19 protein-coding genes are annotated in these 24,437 nt (G+C 43.2%); 8 read left to right on the top strand and 11 right to left on the bottom strand.

Annotated features, from left to right (window positions below; translation table 11 throughout):
- Positions 1–2 precede the first annotated feature (2 nt).
- Positions 3–845, bottom strand: coding sequence for a patatin-like phospholipase family protein (locus AC1EK4_RS03000; RefSeq protein ID WP_480356951.1), 843 nt, complete (start codon positions 843–845; stop codon positions 3–5).
- Between the two features lie 108 nt (positions 846–953).
- Between AC1EK4_RS03000 and AC1EK4_RS02995 the strand changes: the two genes are divergently transcribed.
- Positions 954–2,354 (top strand): aminopeptidase P family protein, encoded by a 1,401-nt coding sequence (locus tag AC1EK4_RS02995; RefSeq protein ID WP_480356950.1) that lies wholly within the window; start codon positions 954–956, stop codon positions 2,352–2,354.
- Between the two features lie 68 nt (positions 2,355–2,422).
- On the top strand, positions 2,423–3,628 hold the full coding sequence (locus tag AC1EK4_RS02990; protein ID WP_036899983.1) for a C1 family peptidase: 1,206 nt from the start codon (positions 2,423–2,425) through the stop codon (positions 3,626–3,628).
- Positions 3,629–3,721: 93 nt separating this feature from the next.
- On the opposite strand, the gene AC1EK4_RS02985 is transcribed toward AC1EK4_RS02990, so the two are convergent.
- Both AC1EK4_RS02985 and AC1EK4_RS02980 read right to left on the bottom strand, forming a co-directional pair.
- The gene (locus AC1EK4_RS02985) at positions 3,722–4,078 is read right to left on the bottom strand and encodes a MarR family winged helix-turn-helix transcriptional regulator (protein WP_036899982.1); all 357 of its coding nucleotides are present in this window, start codon (positions 4,076–4,078) and stop codon (positions 3,722–3,724) included.
- Between the two features lie 8 nt (positions 4,079–4,086).
- Positions 4,087–6,513 (bottom strand): FAD-dependent oxidoreductase, encoded by a 2,427-nt coding sequence (locus tag AC1EK4_RS02980; RefSeq protein ID WP_480356949.1) that lies wholly within the window; start codon positions 6,511–6,513, stop codon positions 4,087–4,089.
- A 585-nt stretch (positions 6,514–7,098) separates the two neighbouring features.
- Between AC1EK4_RS02980 and recJ the strand changes: the two genes are divergently transcribed.
- Together recJ and AC1EK4_RS02970 are read left to right on the top strand one after the other, a co-directional pair.
- On the top strand, positions 7,099–8,829 hold the full coding sequence (gene recJ / locus AC1EK4_RS02975; protein ID WP_036899980.1) for a single-stranded-DNA-specific exonuclease RecJ: 1,731 nt from the start codon (positions 7,099–7,101) through the stop codon (positions 8,827–8,829).
- Between the two features lie 13 nt (positions 8,830–8,842).
- Positions 8,843–10,750, top strand: coding sequence for a RecQ family ATP-dependent DNA helicase (locus AC1EK4_RS02970; protein WP_480356948.1), 1,908 nt, complete (start codon positions 8,843–8,845; stop codon positions 10,748–10,750).
- A gap of 73 nt (positions 10,751–10,823) precedes the next feature.
- Here the strand turns inward: AC1EK4_RS02970 and ilvC are convergent, their stop codons facing one another.
- The 6 genes from ilvC to AC1EK4_RS02940 all read right to left on the bottom strand — a co-directional run bounded on the left by ilvC (position 10,824) and on the right by AC1EK4_RS02940 (position 18,351).
- On the bottom strand, positions 10,824–11,867 hold the full coding sequence (gene ilvC / locus AC1EK4_RS02965) for a ketol-acid reductoisomerase (protein ID WP_036895761.1): 1,044 nt from the start codon (positions 11,865–11,867) through the stop codon (positions 10,824–10,826).
- A gap of 123 nt (positions 11,868–11,990) precedes the next feature.
- Positions 11,991–12,761 carry an acyl-[acyl-carrier-protein] thioesterase gene (locus AC1EK4_RS02960; protein ID WP_036895764.1) on the bottom strand — a complete coding sequence of 257 codons (771 nt, stop codon included), beginning with the start codon at positions 12,759–12,761 and terminating at the stop codon, positions 11,991–11,993.
- Entirely contained in the window at positions 12,748–13,290 is a 543-nt protein-coding gene (gene ilvN / locus AC1EK4_RS02955; RefSeq protein ID WP_036895970.1) for an acetolactate synthase small subunit, read from the bottom strand. The genes AC1EK4_RS02960 and ilvN overlap by 14 nt, the downstream gene beginning before the upstream one ends.
- A 28-nt stretch (positions 13,291–13,318) precedes the next feature.
- Positions 13,319–15,034: a biosynthetic-type acetolactate synthase large subunit gene (gene ilvB, locus AC1EK4_RS02950; protein WP_036895767.1), complete on the bottom strand. Its 1,716-nt coding sequence runs from the start codon at positions 15,032–15,034 to the stop codon at positions 13,319–13,321.
- Positions 15,035–15,050: 16 nt separating this feature from the next.
- Positions 15,051–16,853 carry a dihydroxy-acid dehydratase gene (gene ilvD, locus AC1EK4_RS02945; RefSeq protein WP_036895972.1) on the bottom strand — a complete coding sequence of 601 codons (1,803 nt, stop codon included), beginning with the start codon at positions 16,851–16,853 and terminating at the stop codon, positions 15,051–15,053.
- A gap of 322 nt (positions 16,854–17,175) precedes the next feature.
- Positions 17,176–18,351 (bottom strand): OmpA family protein, encoded by a 1,176-nt coding sequence (locus AC1EK4_RS02940; RefSeq protein WP_036895770.1) that lies wholly within the window; start codon positions 18,349–18,351, stop codon positions 17,176–17,178.
- Between the two features lie 487 nt (positions 18,352–18,838).
- Here AC1EK4_RS02940 and cobU point away from each other — a divergent pair, with 487 nt between their 5' ends.
- From cobU to cobC, 4 genes are read left to right on the top strand one after another with little or no spacing between them, the layout of a single operon-like run.
- A complete protein-coding gene (cobU, locus tag AC1EK4_RS02935) occupies positions 18,839–19,366 on the top strand; it encodes a bifunctional adenosylcobinamide kinase/adenosylcobinamide-phosphate guanylyltransferase (RefSeq protein ID WP_036895772.1) in 528 nt (175 codons plus the stop codon).
- Position 19,367: 1 nt separating this feature from the next.
- The gene (gene cobT, locus AC1EK4_RS02930; protein ID WP_062432699.1) at positions 19,368–20,411 is read left to right on the top strand and encodes a nicotinate-nucleotide--dimethylbenzimidazole phosphoribosyltransferase; all 1,044 of its coding nucleotides are present in this window, start codon (positions 19,368–19,370) and stop codon (positions 20,409–20,411) included.
- A gap of 3 nt (positions 20,412–20,414) precedes the next feature.
- Positions 20,415–21,212, top strand: a complete 798-nt coding sequence (gene cobS / locus AC1EK4_RS02925; protein WP_062432696.1) for an adenosylcobinamide-GDP ribazoletransferase — start codon at positions 20,415–20,417, stop codon at positions 21,210–21,212.
- Positions 21,209–21,745 carry an alpha-ribazole phosphatase gene (cobC, locus tag AC1EK4_RS02920; protein ID WP_036895778.1) on the top strand — a complete coding sequence of 179 codons (537 nt, stop codon included), beginning with the start codon at positions 21,209–21,211 and terminating at the stop codon, positions 21,743–21,745. Before cobS ends, cobC begins: the two co-directional genes overlap by 4 nt.
- A 127-nt stretch (positions 21,746–21,872) precedes the next feature.
- Here the strand turns inward: cobC and folD are convergent, their stop codons facing one another.
- Complete coding sequence (folD, locus tag AC1EK4_RS02915) at positions 21,873–22,751, bottom strand: bifunctional methylenetetrahydrofolate dehydrogenase/methenyltetrahydrofolate cyclohydrolase FolD (RefSeq protein ID WP_480356947.1); 879 nt, start codon at positions 22,749–22,751, stop codon at positions 21,873–21,875.
- A 52-nt stretch (positions 22,752–22,803) separates the two neighbouring features.
- Positions 22,804–24,153 carry a signal recognition particle protein gene (gene ffh / locus AC1EK4_RS02910; RefSeq protein WP_036895782.1) on the bottom strand — a complete coding sequence of 450 codons (1,350 nt, stop codon included), beginning with the start codon at positions 24,151–24,153 and terminating at the stop codon, positions 22,804–22,806.
- Positions 24,154–24,437: the final 284 nt, after the last annotated feature.

Raw genomic sequence — 24,437 nt, 5'->3', positions numbered from 1 at the left:
TGTCAAGCATAAGTTTGACAAAACTGCTCCCCAAGCGTAAATCCTTCCTCGTAAAGTCGCTCCAGTTTATTGATATCTTTTTCAATTCGCCCCACTTCCAAAGGCCGTTCGGGACGGATACAAAGCAATTGTCCGGATGCTTCCAAGGCATCCACCATATCCAATTGTTGATTATATAGGATATGCCTACGGCTCAATACCACGCGTAAACGTGGATAGTTCTTGTATATAAACTTCGGTACTTTGCGGTCTTTTCCATCATCTCGCCATCCTTTATTACGCGTAAGGATGGCTACATTGGTATGATGTCCGGTTTCCATAGCACGCATCACGGGGATAGAATCGACAATTCCACCATCAAGCATAGGGATTCCGTCAACCGAAACTATCCTACTCACATAAGGCAAACTGCTTGAAGCACGCACTATATCAAGTAATCTTTGTCGGTCATGCGTTTCACTCAAATACATGGGAAATCCAGTATGACAGTTGGTCGTGACCATTTCGAATATATTGGAGGAGTGAAAGAAAGTGTCGAAATCAAAAGGTAGCAGTTGCTTAGGAAATCTATCATAGAGCAGATCCCTATCAAAGATGCAGCCTTGTGTTACTAAATGTCGAATACCAATGTAATCATAACGAGCCAAATAATCGATATTCGAGATTCTGGCACGACGCGGTTGACGACTCATATACGACATTCCATTGCACGCACCGGCCGATACTGCCACCACATAATGAAAATATAAGCCGTGTTTCATGAACGCATCGAGCACTCCGCTCGTAAATACGCCACGCATACCACCACCTTCCAGTACCAGTCCTGTATTTCGATTAATTAACATACTAGCTGTTTCAATTTCTTACTTATTCCTTTATTTTCATTGCAAAGATAACGTTATTGTAGTAAAAAATGCGTAACTTTGCAAGCAAATCTACAAAATTCGAGATACATGTTCAATAAAGATACATATATACGACGCCGTGATGAGCTTAAGAAACTGGTGAAGTCGGGCATTATTATTCTATTTGGCAATAACGAATCTCCTTGCAATTTCCCTAACAATGGGTATCATCCATTCCGCCAAGACTCTTCTTTCCTGTATTATTTCGGACAGAATAGAGACGGTTTAGTGGGTGTTATTGATGTTGACAACGATACTGAAACCTTGGTAGGTAATGATATTGACATCGAAGATATTGTATGGTTTGGAAGCGTAGACAGTGTTTCAGATATGGCAGCACAAGTAGGTATCAGCCAGACTGCACCTATGAAAAGTCTCAAGACTATCTGTAATGAGGCCATGCGTCAGCATCGTACCATCCATTTCTTGCCTCCCTATCGCTACGACATCAAACTTCAGATATTTGATTTGTTAGGTATTCATCCTGTACAACAGAAAGAATCGGCATCCATGACTTTGATTCAAGCAGTCGTAAAGATGCGTTCTACCAAGGAAGAACAGGAGATAGAAGAACTGGAACGTGCCGCTGTCATCGGGTATAAGATGCACACCACGGCTATGAGACTCACAAAACCGGGTGTCACAGAGAAGTTTGTAGGCGGTCAAGTAGACGGTATTGCCAACTCGCATGGTGCCATGGTGAGCTTTCCCACGATATTTACGCAGCACGGAGAAATCATGCATGGCAGCCCATCTATGGCTATTTTGGAGTCAGGACGACTTGCATTATGCGACGCCGGAGCCGAAACTATCAACAACTATTGCTCCGATAACACCCGAACAATGCCGGTTAACGGCAAGTTTACGCAGAAACAATTAGAGATTTATTCTATTGTGGAGGCTTGTCATGACTACACTTTAGAAGTAGCTAAGCCCGGTGTGAAGTATGCAGATGTTCATTTTGCAGTATGTAGACTCATGACCGAGCGCCTCAAAGAGCTTGGTTTGATGAAAGGAGACGTTGATGAAGCGGTGGCAGCAGGTGCACATGCCATGTTCTTACCCCACGGTTTAGGTCACATGATGGGCATGGACGTTCATGATATGGAAGCTCTTGACCAAATAAACGTAGGTTTTGACGAAGAGGCACGCCCTAATTTAGAGCAATTCGGAACCAATTGTCTACGCATGGGACGCCGTCTACAAGAAGGATTTGTGGTGACCGATGAGCCGGGAATCTACTTTATTCCTGCACTTATTGATAGTTGGAAGGCCAGTGGACATTGCAAAGAATTCCTCAACTTCGACAAGTTGGAAAGCTATAAAGATTTCGGTGGTATCCGTATTGAGGACGATGTACTCATCACGAAAGACGGTTGTCGCTTCTTAGGAAAAGATCGTATCCCCTATCACCCAAAGGATATAGAGGCTTTTATGGCAGAGAATTAAACATAAAAACAATATAGAGTACAATTTATAAGATTGATTTTATCAACAATAAAGACACTTTAATTTCGATGAAAAAAGTATTAATAATGGCACTGTTAGCCTTGGTAGGCACAACAGCAAATGCCGAAGACAGCAAAACAAGCAAAGAGAACAAGAACAAACCAGTCTTCACTGTAGTTAAAGAAAATAAGATTACCAGCATTAAGAACCAAAGCCGAAGCGGCACATGTTGGGATTATTCAACCTTAAGCTTCTTTGAAAGCGAGATATTAAAGAAGAGTGGAAAGACCTACGACCTCTGTGAAATGTTCGTAGCTAATAAGACTTACATGGATAGAGCGACTATGGCTGTGAGAATGCACGGCGATGTATCGTTCTCACAAGGTGGTAGTGCATTCGATCCTTTGTACTGTATACAGCACTACGGCATCGTTCCTGAGAATGCAATGCCTCTCCCCGGCACTCTATATGGTGACTCTTTAGCTAATTTCTCTGAGCTTTTCTCGGTGATGACTCCCTATGTTGAGAGTGTAGCAAAGAATAAGAACAATAAATTATCGACTGCTTGGAAGAGTGGATTGCAAGGTATTTTGGACGCATATCTAGGCAAATGCCCCGAAAAATTCATGTATGAAGGCAAGAGTTATACTCCCCAATCTTTCGCAGCAAGCCTCGGATTGAACTGGGACGACTACGTAACTTTCACCAGTTATACCCATCATCCCATGTGGACACAGTTCGCAGTAGAGGTTCAAGACAACTGGCGCTGGCCATTAAGTTGGAACGTTCCTATTGATGATCTTTGTAGAATCATCGACAATGCCATCAACAATGGCTACACAGTAGCTTGGGGTGGCGATGTATCAGAGGATGGTTTCACACGCAGCGGACTTGGTTTGGCTTACAATATGGAGCGTGTTCGCGACATGAGTGGCACCGATGCAGACCGCTGGTTGAAGTTTACTAAGTCAAAGAAGCGTGATGTTGTAGACTCATTAGGTATCTCAGCACCCGAAGTAGTACCCACTCAAAAGATGCGTCAAGAGGCATTTGACAATTGGGAAACGACCGATGACCACGGCATGCACATCTTCGGTATCGCCAAAGACCAAAACGGTAAGGAGTATTACATGGTTAAAAACTCTTGGGGAGAGACTGGAGATTACAAGGGAATCTGGTATATGTCTAAGGCATTCGTAGCTTATAAGACAATGGATTTCATGGTAAATAAGAATGCAGTACCCCAAGATATTCGTAAGAAACTGAAACTCTAAAAAAATATTTTAGACTATAAAACATAAAAAGGAAGACCATTTGGTCTTCCTTTTTTATTTCCCACACCTTGCTATATAAGCAAAAGCAACAACTTAACTAACGATATTGCTTAAAACGTTTGGTAACTTTATCTCGCTACAATGCATTGATTCAATGAGTGTCTCACCCTTTGAAGTAAGGGCAAAGTGCATTTGTCGCTTATCCGCTTTGTCTAGTTTCCGCTTGATTAATGCTTTCTTCTCAACCGATGTTATCACTTTTGAGGTATTGGAAGGAGTCAAACCAAGCTGTTCGGCAATCTCTCCCGACGTCATACCACTACAATCCCGCAATGTACAAAGCAACATCGCTTCATTGATATTTACATTGTAAGCCTCCTGAAACTCGTTTTCCAGTGCCATAATTGCACGATAAACATTGCGAATACGGCAAATTTTCTGTTTGTCCATAAGTTTTTTTAGATAAACAAGTTCACATTTGCATGTTCGGCACGCTCCATATAAGTAGCCACACCACCTATGTTTACTTCATCAAGGAGTTCTTCTTTCTTAATGCCCATCATATCCATAGACATCTGACAAGCAATAAACTCCACTCCATTATCCAACGCTTGCTGTCTCATTTCTTCGAGAGAATAGATGTTCTTCTGCTTCATGATGTGTCTCATCATGCGGTCACCGATACCCAACAGACTCATTTTAGACAGACTCAAACTGCGAGAACTAGATGGCAACATCCATGAGAACATACGACCAAAAATATCTTTTTTGACAGCAGGTTTATGCTCTTTCTTGAGCAGATTCAGCCCCCAGAATGTGAAGAAGATACTTACTTGATGCCCAGTGGCAGCAGCACCGTTAGCCAAAACAAATGTAGCCAAAGCCTTATCTAGATCGTCGCTAAACATAATAAGCGTCTTATTCTTCTCTATAACAGGCGCACCTGCTGTAGGAGCCGATACTCTTCCCTTACGAATTGTAATGGTATGGAAGCCATCTTTGCTATCACTTTGTTCCAATGAATTGCCTGTTGTGGCACACCAAGCTTCAGCATCAGCCGGGAAACCGGCATCGGTGGCTTTCACCTGTAGGCTCTGTCCTTCTTCCAAATTATCCATTGCCTTCTTTAATTTGAGTATCGGACCGGGACATTGCAATCCACATGCGTCCACACGTAATATATCTGCGACTGTATCCACAGTCTCTTTTGAAGTAGTAACCATCTTCTTTTTATTTTTGATTTCTTGTGTTGCCAAACTATAAGTCTTATATCCACCCGACAGATTTCGTACATCCGTGAATCCACGACCCAATAATATGCGCTGAGCTAGGTAACCACGCAAGCCTACAGCACAGAAAACAACAACCGGTTTATTGGTGGGTATCTCGCTAATACGTTCACGAAGGTCGTCTACAGGGATGTTGATAGCTCTTTCTATACTTCCTATTTCGTGCTCGACAGCTGTTCGTACATCAACAAGGGTTATATAATCACGGTCTAGCGCATTCAGTTCACGCCATGTCAGCACCTTCATCGCCCCACTCACAATATTATTTGCTGCATAACCAGCAATGGCAATAGGGTCTTTAGCCGATGAGAATGGAGGAGCATATGCATGTTCCAAACGGGTAAGATCGGCCACCGTGCCCCCATTCTTAATGATAATCGACAACTGATCGATACGTTTATCCACTCCCTCACTGCCTACACACTGTGCCCCATAGAGCTTCCCAGTCTCAGGGTCAAAAGTTAATTTGGTAGTCAACTGGAACGAATTAGGATAATAACCCGCATGAGCTGCAGAAATAGTTGTACTACTCTGATACGGTATACCCAACTGTTTCAGTCTTTTGGCAGCCAATCCCGTAGAACCAACTGCCAAATCAAATACCTTAGCAATGGATGTTCCTATGGCTCCCTCGTACGATTGCACATTACCCATGACCATGTTATCAGCCACTATCCTGCCTTGTCGATTGGCCGGATTAGCCAAAAAGTTAAGCCAAGGTTGCCCGGTCAACGGATGAACAAACTCAATCGCATCACCCACAGCATACACATCCTTAGCCGAAGTCTCTAGATATTCGTCCACTTTAATACCACGTTCACCCAATTCAATACCTGCTTGCTGAGCCAATTGTGTATTAGCACGCACCCCAATAGACAGTAAAACGATGTCGGCATAGATACTCTCACCGGTATTAAAGAACACTTTCAGGCCGTCACCTTCCTTCTCAAAGTGCTCCACACCTTTGTTCAAATAGAGATTCACACCCTTGTTCATCAATTCACGATGCACATGCGAAGCTATAGAGAAGTCAACAGGAGCCATTACCTGATTCCCCATCTCTACGATAGAGACCTCAGCACCGACATGATGCAAGTTTTCTGCCATCTCCAAACCAATAAATCCGCCACCTACAACCACTACTTGTTTAACACAATGTGAGTCGATATATTGCTTAATACGGTCGGTATCCTCCACATTACGCAAAGTAAAAATACCATCTAAATTAATACCTTGCAATGGTGGGCGCACAGGTGAAGAACCCGGAGAAAGCAATAACTTATCGTACGACTCTGTATATTCGCTTCCATCTTTACGGCGTATAGTCACCGTCTTACCCTCTGTATCAATACCAACAGCTTCATTTTCCACACGAACATCAATGGCAAAACGACGCCCAAAAGACTCAGGCGTTTGTACAAACAACTTCTCACGCTCGGCTATCGTACCACCTATATAATATGGTAATCCACAATTTGCGTACGAAATATGCGGGCCTTTTTCTATCAAAACGATCTCTGCAAGCTCGTCTGCTCGCCTGATACGCGCTGCAGCAGTCGCTCCTCCAGCAACACCACCAATGATTAAATGTTTCATATCTTATTCTTTTGCTTATTAATTATTTTCCTTTGGAAATTTTTGCAAAGATAAATTATATTATCCAACAAAACAAATTTCCTATGGAAAATATTTATATTAACTATATAAAAAACTTTTCCCAAATATCAATAAGCATTCTTTTCAGACATACACTTTACTTCTATATGAGTCTACATAATACTTTTATCTGTAAATATGAGGCATGATAATACCATGACTCAATAATTCATAAACTCCAAATATCACAAGTTTATACATCAACTCATAAACTAACAAACTCAAAAACATAAAATCCCAACTTTCTGCACAACCTCGGCAAAACTACTGCCTAGGCTCTTCAACATCGCTGTTCGGCCTCTTCAAAAATGCTGCAAAGCCCTTGCAGGAATTGAAGAGTTAGCTATAAAAAATGAAAAGTAATGAGTTATAGAGTTTCAAAAAGCCATTCATAATCTCGCATTCTTTTGTATGTATTTCGTAATTATTTAGTATCTTTGAACACGGTTTTCCCTTTTGTGAAAATAAAACCGTTCTTCCGTGATTCTCACGGCACCTTAAACGAAGAAAATAAAAACGATATAAATGCATTTCAAATGGAATTACGAATCACCTACACCAGACGAAATACAAGCAGCTAAAGACTTAGGGGGAAAGCTCAATATGAGCCCTATCCTAGCTCAACTGCTGATTAAGCGTGGCATAACGACGGAATCTGCTGCAAAAAGGTTCTTCCGTCCGCAACTAGCCGACTTAATCAATCCCTTCATCATGAAAGATATGGACGTGGCCGTCGACCGTCTTAATGATGCGATGGGGCATAAAGAGCGTATCTTGGTATACGGTGATTACGACGTTGACGGCTGTACAGCCGTAGCATTGGTGTACAAGTTTCTACAGCAATTCTATTCTAACATCGACTATTACATTCCCGATCGCTATGACGAAGGGTATGGATTGAGTAAAAAGGGAATAGACTATGCCAAGGAAACAGGTGTAAAACTTATTATCATACTTGATTGTGGTATCAAGGCAATTGAGGAGATTGCCTATGCCAAAAGCCTAGGTATCGACTTCATTATTTGCGACCACCACGTCCCGGATGAAACTATGCCCGACGCAGTGGCCATTCTCAATCCGAAAAGACCAGACGATAGCTATCCCTTTAAAGAACTTTGCGGATGCTGTGTAGGCTTCAAGTTTATGCAGGGATGGGCAAAAAACAATGGCCTGCCATTCTCCATGCTCATTCCCCTACTCGATTTCTGTGCTGTTTCGATAGCTGCCGACATCGTTCCCGTAGTCGAAGAAAACCGTATTCTGGCTTATCATGGACTCAAACAACTCAACCAAAATCCAAGTATCGGGTTAAAAGCCATTATAGATATATGCGGACTGAGCGGTCGAGATATCTCCATGAGCGACATCATTTTCAAAATCGGCCCACGTATCAATGCCTCTGGGCGTATGGAAAGTGGTAAAGAGAGTGTAGATTTATTGGTTGAGAAGAACTACAGCGTAGCCTTGGAAAAGTCGAAACATATAGACGAATACAACGAGCAACGCAAGGATATTGACAAGCAAATGACCGAAGAAGCCAACCAAATCGTGTCAAAGTTGGAAAGTCAGAAGCATCATTCATCCATCGTTCTCTATGATGAAAATTGGAAAAAAGGCGTCATCGGCATCGTTGCATCCCGACTAACAGAAATCTATTATCGCCCTACGGTGGTGCTCACACGCGATGGTGACTTAGCCACAGGGTCGGCACGAAGCGTTGCGGGATTTGATGTCTATGCAGCTATCAAGCATTGCCGAGATCTCTTGACCAACTTCGGAGGACATACATATGCGGCTGGATTGACCATGAGATGGGATGATATTCCAGAATTCCGTCGCCGTTTCCAAGAGTTTGTAGAAGAACATATCGAACCGGAACAGACCGAGGCTATACTCGATATTGATGCCAAAATAGACTTCAAAGACATCACTCGTCATCTGCATACCGACCTCAAGAAATTCTCTCCGTTCGGTCCCGGCAATCAGAAACCATTGTTCTGTACCTGTGGTGTGTACGACTACGGTACGAGTAAAGTTGTCGGTCGCGAACAGGAACATATCAAGTTGGAATTGGTAGACTCACAATCCAGCAACGTAGTCAACGGTATAGCATTCGGACAGAGTGCATCTTCACGCTACATCAAGAGCAAACGGAGCTTTGACATAGCCTATACTATTGAGGATAATGTATTTAAACGCAATCAGGTTCAGCTTCAAATAGAAGACATCAGACCTGACTATAAGGAAACAATCTAACTATATTCGTCACTTGCCAACAGACAAATATACTGATATTTTACGTCAATACTGGGGGTATCCTGACTTTCGCGGCATTCAACGACAAATCATTGAAAGCATCGGTGAAGGACAGGATACACTTGGTTTGATGCCTACTGGTGGCGGAAAATCGCTTACATTCCAAGTTCCGGCTATAGCTATGGAGGGTGTATGCATCGTTATCACTCCCCTTATAGCTCTCATGAAAGATCAAGTGGAGCATTTGCTAGAACGCAATATCCGAGCTGCCGCCATCTATTCGGGAATGACCCGCCATGAAATTATCAAGACTTTAGAGAATGCTATCTTCGGGGGAATCAAGATACTGTACGTCTCTCCCGAACGAATAGGCTCAGAACTCTTCCAAGCAAAGCTCAAACGAATCAACGTAAGTTTCATTACTGTAGACGAAGCTCATTGTATCAGCCAATGGGGATACGACTTCCGACCGGCATATCTGCGGATTTCGGATATACGGAAGCTGAAACCTCAAGTCCCCATCTTGGCACTCACAGCCACGGCTACACCCAATGTGGTAGACGATATTCAACAACAATTAGAATTTAAAAGGCCGAATGTATTCCGCATGAGCTTTGAACGGAAGAACTTGGTTTACGTTGTTCGAACAGCATCCGACAAATATGCGGAACTCATACACATCTTAAAATCGGTTCAGGGAAGCGCCATCGTGTATGTAAGAAGCCGCAAACGCTGCAAAGAAACTGCCGAATTGCTTGACGCGAATGGACTAAGTGCCACATTCTACCACGCAGGATTAGAAGCTTATACCAAAGACATTCGGCAGACAGCATGGCAAAACAACGAATACAGAGTGATGGTGGCGACCAACGCTTTCGGTATGGGAATAGACAAACCCGATGTGCGCGTGGTGATACATATAGATTGTCCGGACTCAATAGAAGCCTACTTTCAAGAAGCCGGACGTGCAGGTAGAGATGGACAAAGAGCCTATGCCGTATTGCTTTACAACGATAGTGACACGAGAAAACTGAGCAAACGCATCAACGATAACTTTCCCGAGAAAGACTATGTACGCAAGGTCTACGAGCATCTTGCCTACTATTTCCAACTGGCAGTGGGCAGTGGAGCCGGCCATACTTTTACATTTGAGATAGATAAATTCTGCCGTACGTTCAAACATTTCCCTGTTCCGACAGACGCCGCCTTGCATATATTACAACGAGCAGGCTATTTGGAATACGAAATGGAACCTGATGCGAGAGCCAGAGTCATGTTTTTATTGGAGAGAAACTCGCTTTATCGACTGGAACAAACGACAGAGGATGAAGAGAATGTCATTACCGCACTGCTAAGAAATTACGGTGGTTTGTTCTCCGACTATATGTATATAGACGAAGGTTTGCTTGCCCAACAAGCCGGACTCACACAAGAACAAATATATTTAATACTCAAAAATCTTAGCCACCGACACATTCTACACTTCATCCCTAGGCGCAAGACTCCTTTCATCGTGTACACACGAGACAGGGAAGATGGTGAAAGAGTTGTACTAAGTAAGGAAATTTACGAGGATAGGAAAGAGCAATTCAGTAAACGGATAGATGCCGTCATTGCGTATGCAAAGAACGATGAAGTTTGCAGAAGCAGACAGTTGCTGGCTTATTTCGGTGAGAAGCGATCTTCAGACTGTGAACATTGTGACGTATGTCTGGCTCACGACCCCAAAAATAATACCGAACAAAGTATCCAACTGGCTCGAAACGGTATATTGGAATTACTTAGTGATGGAGAAAAACATCATATTACCGAACTCAAAAAACTCATTATCCCAGAGCAACAACTGGACAATGCATTGGAAGATTTGCTGGCCGAAGAAGATATTAGAATGGATGGAAATTTCTTAATCAAAGCAAAATAGACCATTTATACAAAATAAAAAGGAGTTTACCTAAGTGGGTAAACTCCTTCTACATATTATATATGTGTAATCATTAATCGTTCTCAGGACGAAGTTTGCGTACTGTCATACCTGCTTGCCACATCTCCTTATTACGCATTGCCTCCAATTCCTTGTTCAATTTCTCACGATAATCGGGCTTAGAATTGCTGTCGATAGAGATTTGAGCCTCGTTACCGGTCTTCACAGAGAGATACAACCATTCCATAACAGGCTTGATCGCTTCACGGAAACGAGGCGCCCAATCGAGCGCACCACGCTGTGCTGTAGTCGAACAGTTGGCATACATCCAGTCCATACCCTTCTCACCAAAGAGCGGCATCAGACTCTGTGTCAATTCCTCTACAGTCTCGTTAAAGGCTTCAGAAGGAGAATGCCCATGCTCACGGAGCACTTCGTACTGTGCTTCCAACAAGCCTTCAATAGCTCCCATCAGCGAGCCACGCTCACCGGTAAGGTCGGATGTAGCCTCACGTTGGAAGGTTGTCTTGAACAAATAACCAGCACCAATACCAATACCAAAAGCAATTGTCTTCTCTTCAGCATTGCCTGAAGCATCTTGATATACCGCATAAGAACAGTTCAAACCGCGACCTTCGAGGAACATTGTACGCAAAGAGGTACCAGACCCCTTAGGAGCAACCATGATAACATCGACATCTTTAGGTGGAACAACACCTGTACGATCCTGCCAATTGATAGCAAAACCATGTGAATAGTACAAAGTCTTGCCTGCTGTCAGGTAAGGTTTGATTGTTGGCCATATCGCAATCTGACCGGCATCTGAAAGAAGCATGCAAATAATAGTACCTTTCTGGGCAGCCTCTTCAATAGAGAATAGAGACTTACCCGGAACCCAACCATCAGCTACAGCCTTATCATAGGTCTTACCTTGACGCTGTCCGACGATGACATTGAATCCATTATCACGAAGATTACCAGCTTGACCGGGTCCTTGAATACCATAACCTATCACGGCAATCGTTTCATTCTTCAGTACTTCACGTGCTTTTTCTAAAGAGAATTCTTTGTTGGTGACAACAGTTTCTACTACGCCACCGAAATTCATTTCTGCCATATAACTTTGTCATTTATGCGATAGGATACTGCTATCGCGGTTATCTTTTATATAATAAGTTCCTTTATGAGCCTTTATTGCACGCAAAGGTAACATTTTATAATAAAACTACAAAATTTTATTTCAGTCTTTCACAAATTTAACCTTACACCTACAAACTTCGATTCTATCATCCTCTGGCGGTGTCAATTTGTTCACACTGATATTAAACTCGCCCTCTGCCACTTGCTCACGATAAAGTTCCAACTGATCTCCTTGATGACTTTCAGCCACATAAGCAATATCCAATCGATGCAAACGCCGACTCTTATAGTAGCCAAGAGGGAATAAATCGAGGATATGTTCGATGTATTTGACACTGTTAATGTGGCCGTTCATGTCCACATCACTGTACAGTGTATCGACGGTTCTTATTAGTTCCGGGTCGCTACCCATCTTCACTCGTGAGCTCTTATCAATAGGACAAGACTTCTCTGATTCTATATATTGGCTTATCAAACCATCACGAACGGAGAAGATATCAGTCGGTTGTCGAGTATCAGTATCTATCATTGCCCAAATACTTCGGCCATATCCATACACTTTATCATCGGCACCTACTACCTTAAAGTTTCTACTCGTAAAAAACTTCATGGCACTTTCGACCCATGTTTCCACAAAAAACTTATCATAAGCCTGTGGCATTTCCTCCATTTCAATGGCTAAACGAGACAGTACCCAAGTCTTATGTATAGGGTTAAGATAGGTCATTCCATAGCCACGATCATTGCTATGGAAATCTGCTGCATTCAACATGTGATTGCCCAAATGCCCCATGAACAGGTGATGAGAGAAGTCACAATGAAAGGGTTCAGCCAAAAAATCGTATCGTCCTACCTTACTAAGCATGTCCATCTTGCTCCTGTAAAAAGTCAGAAATAGGCTCTTCAAAACTGCGTGTCACTGCAATACGTCCCGAACGAGTATATTGAAGCAAACAATTGAAGCCATCTAATATCGCAAACAAATCTGCAATCTCTTCTGTCAAACCTGCTAATAGCACCGTACTATACGTTGGATTCACCTCCATCATACGTGCATTGTGCTTACGGATGGTTCTAGATACCTCCGGATTTTCCATCAATACAGGTGTCGAAATCTTAAACAAAGCCACTTCATGAATGAACAAATCATCATCGGTATAATAGTCTGCCTTGACAACATCAATCCTATTCTCTATTGCTTTGGTAATTTTCTTAATCTGCGCATCATCACTCCAGACCGTAATCGTGTATTTATGGATACCCTTAATGCTCGAAGCCGACACGTTAAGGCTCTCAATATTCACCTGACGACGAGTGAATACAGCAGTAATCTGGTTTAGTATACCGGCTATATTTTCTGAATATACCAGTAAAGTATATAATTTCTTTTCGTTGTCCATATTGCTTTTTGCTTCTATCAATAACCGGTTATTCATCTATTCCCAGTATCATTTCGTCGACACTCTTACCCGGAGGAGTCATTGGCATGACATTATCTTCCTCCCTCACAGCACATTCTAGCAGATAAGGGCCGTCCGTTGCCAACGCCTTAGCTACTTTCTCACGAAGTTCTTTGCGATCGACGACCACATCATACGGGATGTTATATGCCTTACAAATGTCTTCATAATGTGGATTTAGCATCTTGGTAAAGCTCTTACGGTGATTGAAGAACATATCTTGCCATTGGCGAACATTCCCCAAATAGTTATTGTTTAACAAGAACATCTTAACCGCTGAGCCCTGCTCCATAATTGTTCCAAACTCTTGAATACTCATCTGTAAGCCACCATCACCCATGAAAACGCACACCGTACGATGCGGTGCTCCGAACGTAGCTCCAATACCTGCGGGTAGTCCAAAGCCCATTGTACCAAGTCCACCACTGGTTACTATTGACCTCTTCTTATTGTATTTGAAGTATCGACTAGAGAACATTTGGTTCTGACCTACATCATTTACCAATACAGCATCACCTTTAGTTTCCTCCGCTACCACATTGGTAACCTCGCCCATCAGCAACGGTCCCTCTGTAGGATGAATAGCCGGCTCAATGACTTTGGTCATTTCCATTTCATCAAACTGCTTGAATGACTCTTTCCATTCGACATGTGAGTTCTTTTTCAACAATCTAGTTATAGCGGGAAGCGACATCTTACAATCGCCAACTACAGCCACTGTTGTTTTGATATTCTTGTCTATCTCCGTGCGATCAATATCCAAATGGATTATCTTTGCTTGCTTGGCATAAGTCGATGGCAATCCTGTTACACGGTCACTAAATCTCATTCCAATAGCAATCAGCACATCACACTGTTGCGTTTGCATATTCGGAGCATAGTTACCATGCATACCTAGCATACCCATATTCAAAGGATGATCAGTCGGTAATGCCGACAATCCCATCATGGTACGTCCCGTTGGGATATCAGCCTTCTCTATAAACTCAAGCAATTCACTTTGAGCGCCACCCAATTCTACTCCTTGTCCGACAAGCGCAAATGGTCTTTTACTTGCATTGATAAGCTCAGCTGCCGCCGATACAGCCGCTTCGTCAATATGAGGATAAGGTACATACGAACGAATATGGTTCACCCGAACATCTTCCCATTCGCATTTATGGGTCTGAGCATTCTTCGGGAAGTCCAAAACAACAGGGCCGGGACGACCTGAACGTGCGATATAGAAGGCACGACTAACAGCCCATGCCACATCTTCGGGACGCTGAATCTGATACGCCCATTTCGTTATTGGCTGGGCAACACCTACCAAATCCACTTCTTGAAAGGCGTCTGTACCCAATGCTCCCACTGCTACCTGTCCGGCAATCACCACAATTGGCGTACTATCCATCATGGCATCGGCCACTCCTGTCAGCGTATTCGTAGCACCGGGACCACTTGTTACCAAGCAAACACCCACTTCACTGCTTACACGAGCAAATCCTTCTGCGGCATGAGCAGCAGCTTGTTCGTGACGCACAAGGATGTGATCAAACATCTTTTTCTCGCCACGTGTATAGTCATATAAAGCATCAAATACGGGCATAATGGCTCCACCGGGATAACCAAATATGGTCTTTACACCTTCATTGTGCAAAGCTCGCATGAGAGCCTCAGAACCTGTTATTACTTCTTTCGCCATAATCTATTTCCTAAACTTAATCTATCATTCTTACTCCGCCTTTATCTGCCGAACTAACACTTTGCGCATAAGCCTTTAATGCTTTGCTAACCACACGGTTACGTCGTAGTATTTGCTGTTCACGAGCGTCAAGTTCTGCATCCGAAAGCTTCACATTGATCGAGCGAGATGGTATATCTATTACAATAATATCGCCATCTTTAATCTTTCCAATGTTTCCTCCGGCAGCCGCCTCAGGCGATATGTGCCCGATACTTAGTCCGGATGTGCCGCCCGAAAAGCGTCCATCGGTAATCAGCGCACACTCTTTGCCCAAATGCCGACTCTTTATATAAGAGGTGGGATAAAGCATCTCTTGCATTCCGGGACCACCTTTGGGGCCTTCATGTGTTATCACCACGCAATCTCCCGACTTCACCTTACCGCCCAAGATACCATCGCAGGCATCGTCTTGAGAGTCGAATACCACGGCCGATCCTTCAAAATGCCACAAGCTGGCATCCACTCCGGCAGTCTTAACCACACATCCATTTTGTGCAATATTTCCAAACAAGACAGCCAGACCACCATCTTTTGTATAAGCATGGGCTATATCGCGGATGCAACCATTGGCACGGTCGGCATCCAAACTCTCCCACTGCGTGTCTTGACTACCCATTTGTGTAGAGAACCGATGGCCCGGAGCACTTCGATAAATACGATTAGCTTCCTCATCGACAGACTCACCTGTAATGTCATATCGCTTCATTTGCTCTGCCAAAGTCTTACCATCCACGCGCTTCACTTGCCCATCTATCAATCCGGCTTTCTCTAATTCGTTCAAGATTCCAAGGATTCCACCGGCACGATTGCACTCCTGTACACTGTATTTCTGGGTGTTAGGAGACAATTTACACAAACAAGGCACACGACGACTCAGCTCATCTATATCCTTCATCGTGAAGTCTACTTCACCTTCTTGAGCCACAGCCAGTAAGTGAAGTACAGTATTTGTACTTCCACCCATGGCGATATCGAGTGCCATAGCATTGAGGAAAGCTTGGCGAGTAGCGATATTACGTGGTAAAACACTCTCATCACCATCCTCATAATAAGCCATTGCATTTTTCACAATCTGACGTGCTGCGTCTTTAAACAAGCGAATACGATTCTTATGCGTAGCCAATATGGAACCATTACCGGGTAGAGACAAGCCGATAGCTTCGGTCAATGAATTCATAGAATTGGCCGTAAACATGCCCGAACAACTGCCACATCCCGGGCATGCTGACTTCTCTATTTCCATCAAGTCGGCATCGCTTACACTCTCATCACCGCCATTAATCATGGCCGTAATGAGGTCGGCATTCTCCCCTCTCCATCGTCCTGCCTCCATCGGTCCGCCCGAACAGAAAATTGTAGGAATGTTCAAACGCATCGAAGCCATCAGCATTCCCGGCGTCACTTTATCACAGTTTGAAATGCAAATCATGGCATCGGCCTTGTGAGCGTTCACCATATATTCTACAGAGTCGGCAATAATATCGCGCGAAGGCAAGGAATACAACATACCATCATGCCCCATAGCTATTCCGTCATCTATAGCAATAGTATTGAATTCGGCAGCATAGCAGCCCATAGCCTCAATCTCTTGCTTGATAATCTGGCCAATCTCATGCAAATGAGTATGCCCGGGAACAAACTGCGTAAAGCTATTTACGATAGCAATAATGGGCTTTCCTATCTGCTCGTGTTTCATACCGGCAGCTACCCAAAGCGCTCTTGCACCCGCCATTCTTCTACCTTCTGTACAAACAGCACTTCTCAACTGATGTTTCATTGTATATACTTGTTCGCTATAAATCCAATATTTCAAAAAAGCCTTGCCAACAACTATATCGAAGACAAGGTATATAAAATTGAATACAAAGATAAATAGTTTTTGTGTAACGGCCAATAAATAGTACGCTTATTTTGGGAATTATTATTTAATTCGTAAGTTATACAGGGCTTATAGTTTCGTTTTTAAAGTTATTAGACACATATTCTTAACTATCAAGTTGTCATTCAATACTTTCATAGGAACCTATACAACAAGAAGAAGGGATATACCTATATAGGCATACCCCTTCTTTATCTTAAATCAGTAATGTTACTGTTGATTACTTCGTCTTAGCATTGTCGTTGAATGTAGCAACACGGTTGAACTCTACCTGCTCGAAAAGCTTATCGGTAGCACCCATACCCTTGGTAGTCAAACGGCTAGCTGCAATCTTATACTTCTTAATAAGTGCAGTCTTAACAGCCTCAGCACGAGCTTCAGAAAGCTTTTGGTTCAACTCTGCAGAACCCTCTGGAGAAGCATAACCCTTAATCTCCACGTTTGCTTCAGGATGATTCTTCATATAAGAAGCAATCAGTTCGATAGGAGCATACTGTGCTGGATCGATAACACTCTTACCTTGACGGAACAAAACAGTAGGCTGTAAGTTGGTAGCAGTAACAGGCTTCACATACTTAGGCTTCTTGTTGCAAGCATCAAGGGCATTCTGCAAGTCAGCAATCTGGCCATCCTTAGCTGCGAGTTGAGCATCCTTATCGTTCAAATCACCACGCAAGCTATTGATTTGAGCATTCAAACCATCAATCTCAGACTGGTCACGGAGCTGTGCAATCTTGAAGTTATGAGTTCCATTAGAGTTACCAAACTTGTAAATCAAACCTGCGTTCAACTGTACAAAGCTGTGGTTGATATTGTACTTGATGCCGCTGTTAGACAAGTTATAGTTAGCAGCATTGGTCTTATCGTTAAGTCCCCAAACCATAGCAGGCTCGATATAAAACTGCCAAGCCTTTGAAGCACCGAAGTTAAATGCGAAGTCGATAGCAGCCTTAGAGGTCAAGTTGTTGTGATAATGAGAAGCCTTATACTGTGCAGTATTGCCAAAAAGGTGTCCCCAACCAAGTCCGTACAAAGCGATAACCTCAAAAGCACGAGGCTCACCTTGATAACCACCAAACCAATTGCTCAAGTTTACAGTTCCCAACACGCTAGTGTTCAAGAAACGAACTGCTGTTCCGGTAGAAGCAAAAGGCTTATTAGAGAAGTAAGCATTGCTCTCAAGAGCCAAGCCAAATACAGGAGTAAAGTTACGACCCAAGCGTACACCGAAGTTTGGATCCAAACCTTTCATCCATGAATGGCCAGTTGTCTTTGTTGCAACACCACCATTAATACCAATGTAGAAGTTGTCGAATGTTTTGCTTTCTGTTACAGTCTGTGCTGAAACAGATACTGCCATAGCGGCAGCTGCAAATAGTAATGCGATTTTTTTCATTTCTCTCTAAAATTTAATAATTATATTTTATGTTTCTTTATTTATCCTCTCGAATACGCATGCAAAGTTATTAAAAAATATTGTAACTTCCAAAGTTTTCGTATATTTTCCATGTTTTAGAACATAAAAATACCCAAAAGTCTCATTCAAATACTTAAAATACAATAGTCAACCAAACTATACAAAAGTTTAATCTAGATATTCAAGCACTCTAAACTCATCTACCCATCTACCTGTAAACATATTTATTCGCAGACTGCAAAGGGCCAACAGTATCGCTGCTTCGCCTCTTCAGCAATTGTGCAAAGTTGAGACAGCAATGTTGCCAAGCCGCTGCAGAATATTAAGAGTGAAGAACTTAGTAATGAGAAGTAAAGAGTTATGAGCGGAAAACAAAGCTCTTTACGACGTTAAATAATAGGACAAACGCTCTAAATTGGGCTAAAGGCTCTATCAATATATGGTTGTTTTTTAGTATCTTCGCAACATGAAACGCATTATTCTTATTACCGGCGGACAACGATCGGGCAAAAGTATGCATGCCGAACAGTTGGCTTTAAGCCTTTCACCTACCCCTGTATATTTGGCAACTGCCCATATATGGGACGAGGAATTCCGTGAACGAGTAAATAGACACCAACAACGGCGGGGCGATAATTGGACCAATATCGAAGAGGAAAAATATCTATCGCACCATCAACTATATAATAAGGTGGTGGTCATTGACTGTATTACGCTGTGGTGTACCAACTTTTTCTACGACAGCGACAAGAAGGTGAAAGAACAACCGACAGTAGATAGTGCACTGAAAGAATTACAAGATGAGTTCAACCGCTTCACTTCGCAAGATGCCACCTTTATCTTTGTGACAAACGAAATAGGCAGTGGCGGAGTCAGTAACAACGAGATACAACGCAGATTCACCGACCTTCAGGGATGGATGAACCAATACGTAGCATCCAAAGCCGACGAAGTAATCATGATGGTATCAGGTATTCCCGTTAAAATCAAATAAGATGAGGACATTCAATATACTCCCAACAGATAAGGATATGCGCCAAGCTATCCAACAAAAAATAGACAATCTGAACAAACCAAAAGGTTCGCTGGGCATGCTTGAAGACTTGGCCATGCAGATAAGTCTCATCCAGCACACGTTCACTCCCACTCTCTCACATCCTTGTCACCTCTTATTAGGAGCCGACCACGGCATTGAGCACGAGGGCGTATCGGTATCTCCACGCGATGTAACATGGCAACAAATGCTGAACTTTGCCAATGGTGGCGGTGGTGTCAACCTATTTTGCCGCCAGCACGGGTTCGACCTTAGTATCATAGACATGGGTGTCGACCATGACCTATCGGCATGCCCACAAATTACCAATCGCAAAATAGCTTGGGGAACAAGTAATTTCTTGCATGCGGCAGCCATGACTGAAGAGCAATTCAATCTGTGTATTGAGACGGCTGTGCAACTTGTAGACGAGTGTAAAGAAAAGGAATGCAACATCATTTGCCTTGGCGAGATGGGTATAGCCAATACATCTCCATCGAGTATCTGGATGAGTCTGTTTGGCCAAATACCTTTGGAAGAGTGTATCGGAGCTGGTGCCGGACTCAACAACGAAGGCATTTCACATAAATACAAAGTACTAAAAGCGGCAGTAGATCTTTATCTCGAGAACAACCGGAATACTCCTCTTAATGCCATCAGATACTTTGGCGGTTTTGAAATGGTGGGAGCCATCGGAGCCATGTTGCGTGCAGCCGAACTCCACATGGTCATTTTGGTAGATGGTTTTATTATGACTGCTTGTATGTTGGCGGCTTCACAGCTATATCCAAATGTGTTAGACTATGCCGTATTCGGGCATTGCGGCGATGAAAACGGGCATAAACGACTGTTGCTACTCATGAATGCAAAGCCTATATTATTGCTCGGTATGAGGTTGGGAGAAGGCACCGGAGCACTTTGTGCATACCCGATTATAGAGTCGGCAATAAGAATGATAAACGAAATGAACGACTTCGACCGTGCTCATATCACTAAATACTTCTAACAAATGAAAGTTTCCATTGACCACAACCTCAAATGGTACGACAAAGTTTGGGCTGCTCTCATCTTCTTTACGCGGCTTCCTTTCTGGCGAATCTACCAACCGCCAAAGACTGCATACGAAACAGTTGTGGAGCATTGGCCGCTGACTGGGTGGCTCACGGGAGGCATCATGGCTCTCACGCTCTATGGTTGTTCATTCATCATGCCCTATATGGCGGCCGTTATCGTGGCCGTTATCGTTCGCTTACTGATAACGGGAGCATTGCACGAAGACGGATTAGCCGACTTCATGGATGGATTTGGAGGTGGCGGAAGAGACCGCGAGCGCATTTTGGAAATTATGAAAGACAGCCGTATAGGGTCTTATGGAGTACTCGGTCTCGTCTTTTATGCCTTGCTATTAACAGCCTGTTTGCATAGTCTTCCACCCGTAATAGGTGCCTTGGCCATCTTTGCCGGTGATACATACGCCAAGATGTTGGCAGCCCAAATAGTACAGATACTAGCCTACGCGCGTAGTTCTGAAACGGCCAAGAACGGTGTAGTCTACCGCAAATTCAGCATTCCGGCCGGCATTAGTCTGTTCATTCAAGGCATTCTGCCACTCGCTTTACTGCTCTATTACCTCAACTTTATGAAGTGGGACTTACTCGTTTTCGTCCCATGCTTGGTGATGTATGCACTCTATCGACTCTTGTGGAGCCGCATCAAGGGGTATACCGGCGACTGCTGTGGCGCTATCTTCCTGCTCATCGAACTCAGTTTTTACCTAACACTCAACATCATTCTACATACAATATGAAAATAACACTCATCAGACATACGCGTGTCGGAGTGCCCAAAGGCACTTGCTATGGTTGGAGCGACGTACCTCTAGCCGACACTTTCGAGCAAGAAGCTACTATTACAAAGGGCAACCTGCAAGCCGACGCACCTTTTGACGCCGTGTATTCGTCACCATTAACACGTGCTAGAAAGTTGGCAGCATACTGCGGTTACACCTCTCCTATAGTAGACGAAAGACTTAAAGAGATGAACATGGGAGACTGGGAAATGAGGTTATATGATGATATTGCCAAGGTCGATCCACATATAGAAGCATGGTATCAAGACTATATGAACTTGGCAGCAACGGGTGGTGAGAGTTTCCCAATGATGTATGCACGCGTCGCAGCATTCTTAGATGAGTTGCGAAAGAAGCCCTATGAGCGCGTAGCTATCTTTGCGCATGGTGGTGTACTCATCTGTGCCGGCATCTATGGCGGCCTCTTTGAAAAAGAAAATGCTTTTGAAAACCTGACGGATTATGGAGGTATTGAGCGCATAGAAATATAATACCATCATCTATCTACAACGCTATAACTCTCTAAAAGAAAATAGGACCATCTCTCATCACTGAGAAATGGTCCCCCAAAAATTAGAGAGTTATAAAAAAAATCAAGTTTTCTTTGTTTGTAATGGCTTAACGGTAGAATTCTTTTTTGCCTGCTGCCAAGGTGTTCTTCATCAATGAACAAATGGTCATAGGACCAACGCCACCCGGTACGGGAGTAATGAATGAACACTTGGGGGATACTTCGTCGAACTTCACATCCCCATTCAGGCGGAATCCACTCTTGCGAGTAGCATCAGGAACGCGGGTTGTTCCCACATCAACGATAACTGCACCGTCTTTTACCATGTCGGCCGTCACAAAGTTAGGACGACCAATTGCAGCAATGATAATATCTGCTTCTCGACATTCCTCTTTCAAGTTAGCCGAGTGACTGTGGCAGACTGTCACTGTTGCATCACCATATTGTTTCTGCATCATCAACTGTGCCATGGGTTTACCCACGATATTACTGCGTCCCAACACCACACACTTCTTACCGCTAGTCTCTATGTTATAGTGCTTCAATAGCGTGATGATGCCAAGCGGAGTGGCACTGATGAAACATGGAAGACCAATAGCCATACGCCCCACATTAACAGGATGGAATCCATCCACGTCTTTGCGATAGTCTATAGCCATGATTATCTTCTGCTCATCAATATGTTTCGGCAGAGGCAACTGAACGATAAAGCCGTCTACATCGGCATCTTTATTCAGCTTATCTACTGTTGCCAGTAGTTCATCCTCTGTCACTGTATCTTCAAAACGAATCAGGGTTGACTTGAAACCACACTGCTCACAGGCGATAACTTTGTTCTTTACATAAGTCTCAGAACCACCATCATGTCCTACCAAAACAGCAGCTAAGTGAGGTTGTTTGTCACCTTCGGCAACAATTCTCTTTACTTCTTCTGCTATTTCAGCCTTTATAGCCGTAGCCGTAGCCTTTCCGTCAATCAGCTGCATATCGTCAATTATTGTTCTATTAGCTTTTTACTATAATCTCTTAACTTCCGTCTTACATCTTAGGCATACCCGGAATATTCATTCCTTTCATTCTGCTCATCATGCCTGCCATACCATTTCCTGTTACCATCTTCATCATCTTGCGAGTCTGGTCGAACTGTTTAATCAGTCGGTTTACTTCTTGTATATCAGTACCGGAGCCTTTTGCAATACGTTGACGACGACTTTGGTTCAGTATTTCGGGGTTGGTACGCTCCTTAGGAGTCATACTCTTGATGATAGCTTCAATACCTTTGAAAGCATTATCGTCTATATCTACATCCTTGATAGCCTTGCCTACACCCGGAATCATGCCTGCCAAATCCTTTAGATTACCCATCTTCTTGATTTGCTCTATCTGTCCGAGGAAATCATTGAAGTCGAATTTGTTCTTTTGAATCTTCTTCTGGAGCCTGCGAGCTTCCTCTTCATCGAACTGTTCCTGAGCACGTTCAACAAGCGAAACGATGTCACCCATGCCCAAGATACGATCGGCCATACGCGAAGGATGGAACACATCAATAGCTTCCATCTTCTCTCCTGTACCGACAAACTTGATAGGTTTCGTCACAACCGTGCGGATAGAGAGAGCCGCACCACCACGAGTATCACCATCGAGCTTCGTCAATACGACGCCATTGAAGTCCAAACGGTCGTTGAATTCTTTTGCCGTATTCACAGCATCCTGACCAGTCATGGAGTCAACTACAAACAAAGTCTCATCCGGATTCAACGCTTGTTTCAAATTAGAGATTTCGTTCATCATCTCCTCATCGACCGCCAAGCGACCCGCAGTATCCACAATGACAACATCATAGCTCTTAGCTTTTGCCTCCTTGATGGCATTGTTGGCAATCTCAACGACATTTTTGTTCTCCGATTCTGTATATACAGGTACGCCCACCTGCTCTCCAACGACCTTCAACTGTTCGATAGCTGCCGGACGATATACGTCACAAGCCACGAGCAAAGGTTTCTTATGCTGCTTGTTTTTCAACAAGTTGGCCAACTTTCCACTGAACGTTGTCTTACCGGAACCTTGCAAACCGCTCATCAATATGATAGCCGGATGACCGGACAAATTCAATTCAGAGGCCTCACCTCCCATCAAATCAGCCAATTCATCGTGCACTATCTTCACCATCAACTGGCTTGGCTTCACAGCTGTGAGTACATTCATACCCATCGCCTTGGTCTTTACCGTGTCGGTGAATGTCTTAGCTACCTTATAGTTTACGTCAGCATCAAGCAATGCACGACGCACATCCTTCAAGGTTTCGGCCACATTTATCTCTGTGATTTTGCCTTCACCTTTTAGTATTTTAAACGAGCGCTCAAGTCTGTCGCTTAGATTTTCAAACATAATTTCTTATAGACTGCAACTACATGTTATAACTCTCAATCTGTCTTATTTGCAGAGTGATAACAAGGATTCTTTATAAAATTCACTGCAAAATTACCTTATTAATAGGCAAAAAAAGAATAAAAAACAATGTTTTAAATTATTTTAAAACACTAAAAGCGACATTCTGCGCATACACCCCTATTTTGAGCGTATTTAAATAAGAATTATTTTATAAGTTCATCATATTCATCTGATGAGATAAAAGAATTACTCTCAACTGACTGCAAAGGCGAGGCAACATT

This window comes from Prevotella sp. C0026C3, assembly GCF_056590795.1.
Note: the sequence above shows the minus strand (reverse complement) of the source record. Positions and strands in the feature narration are given on the sequence as shown.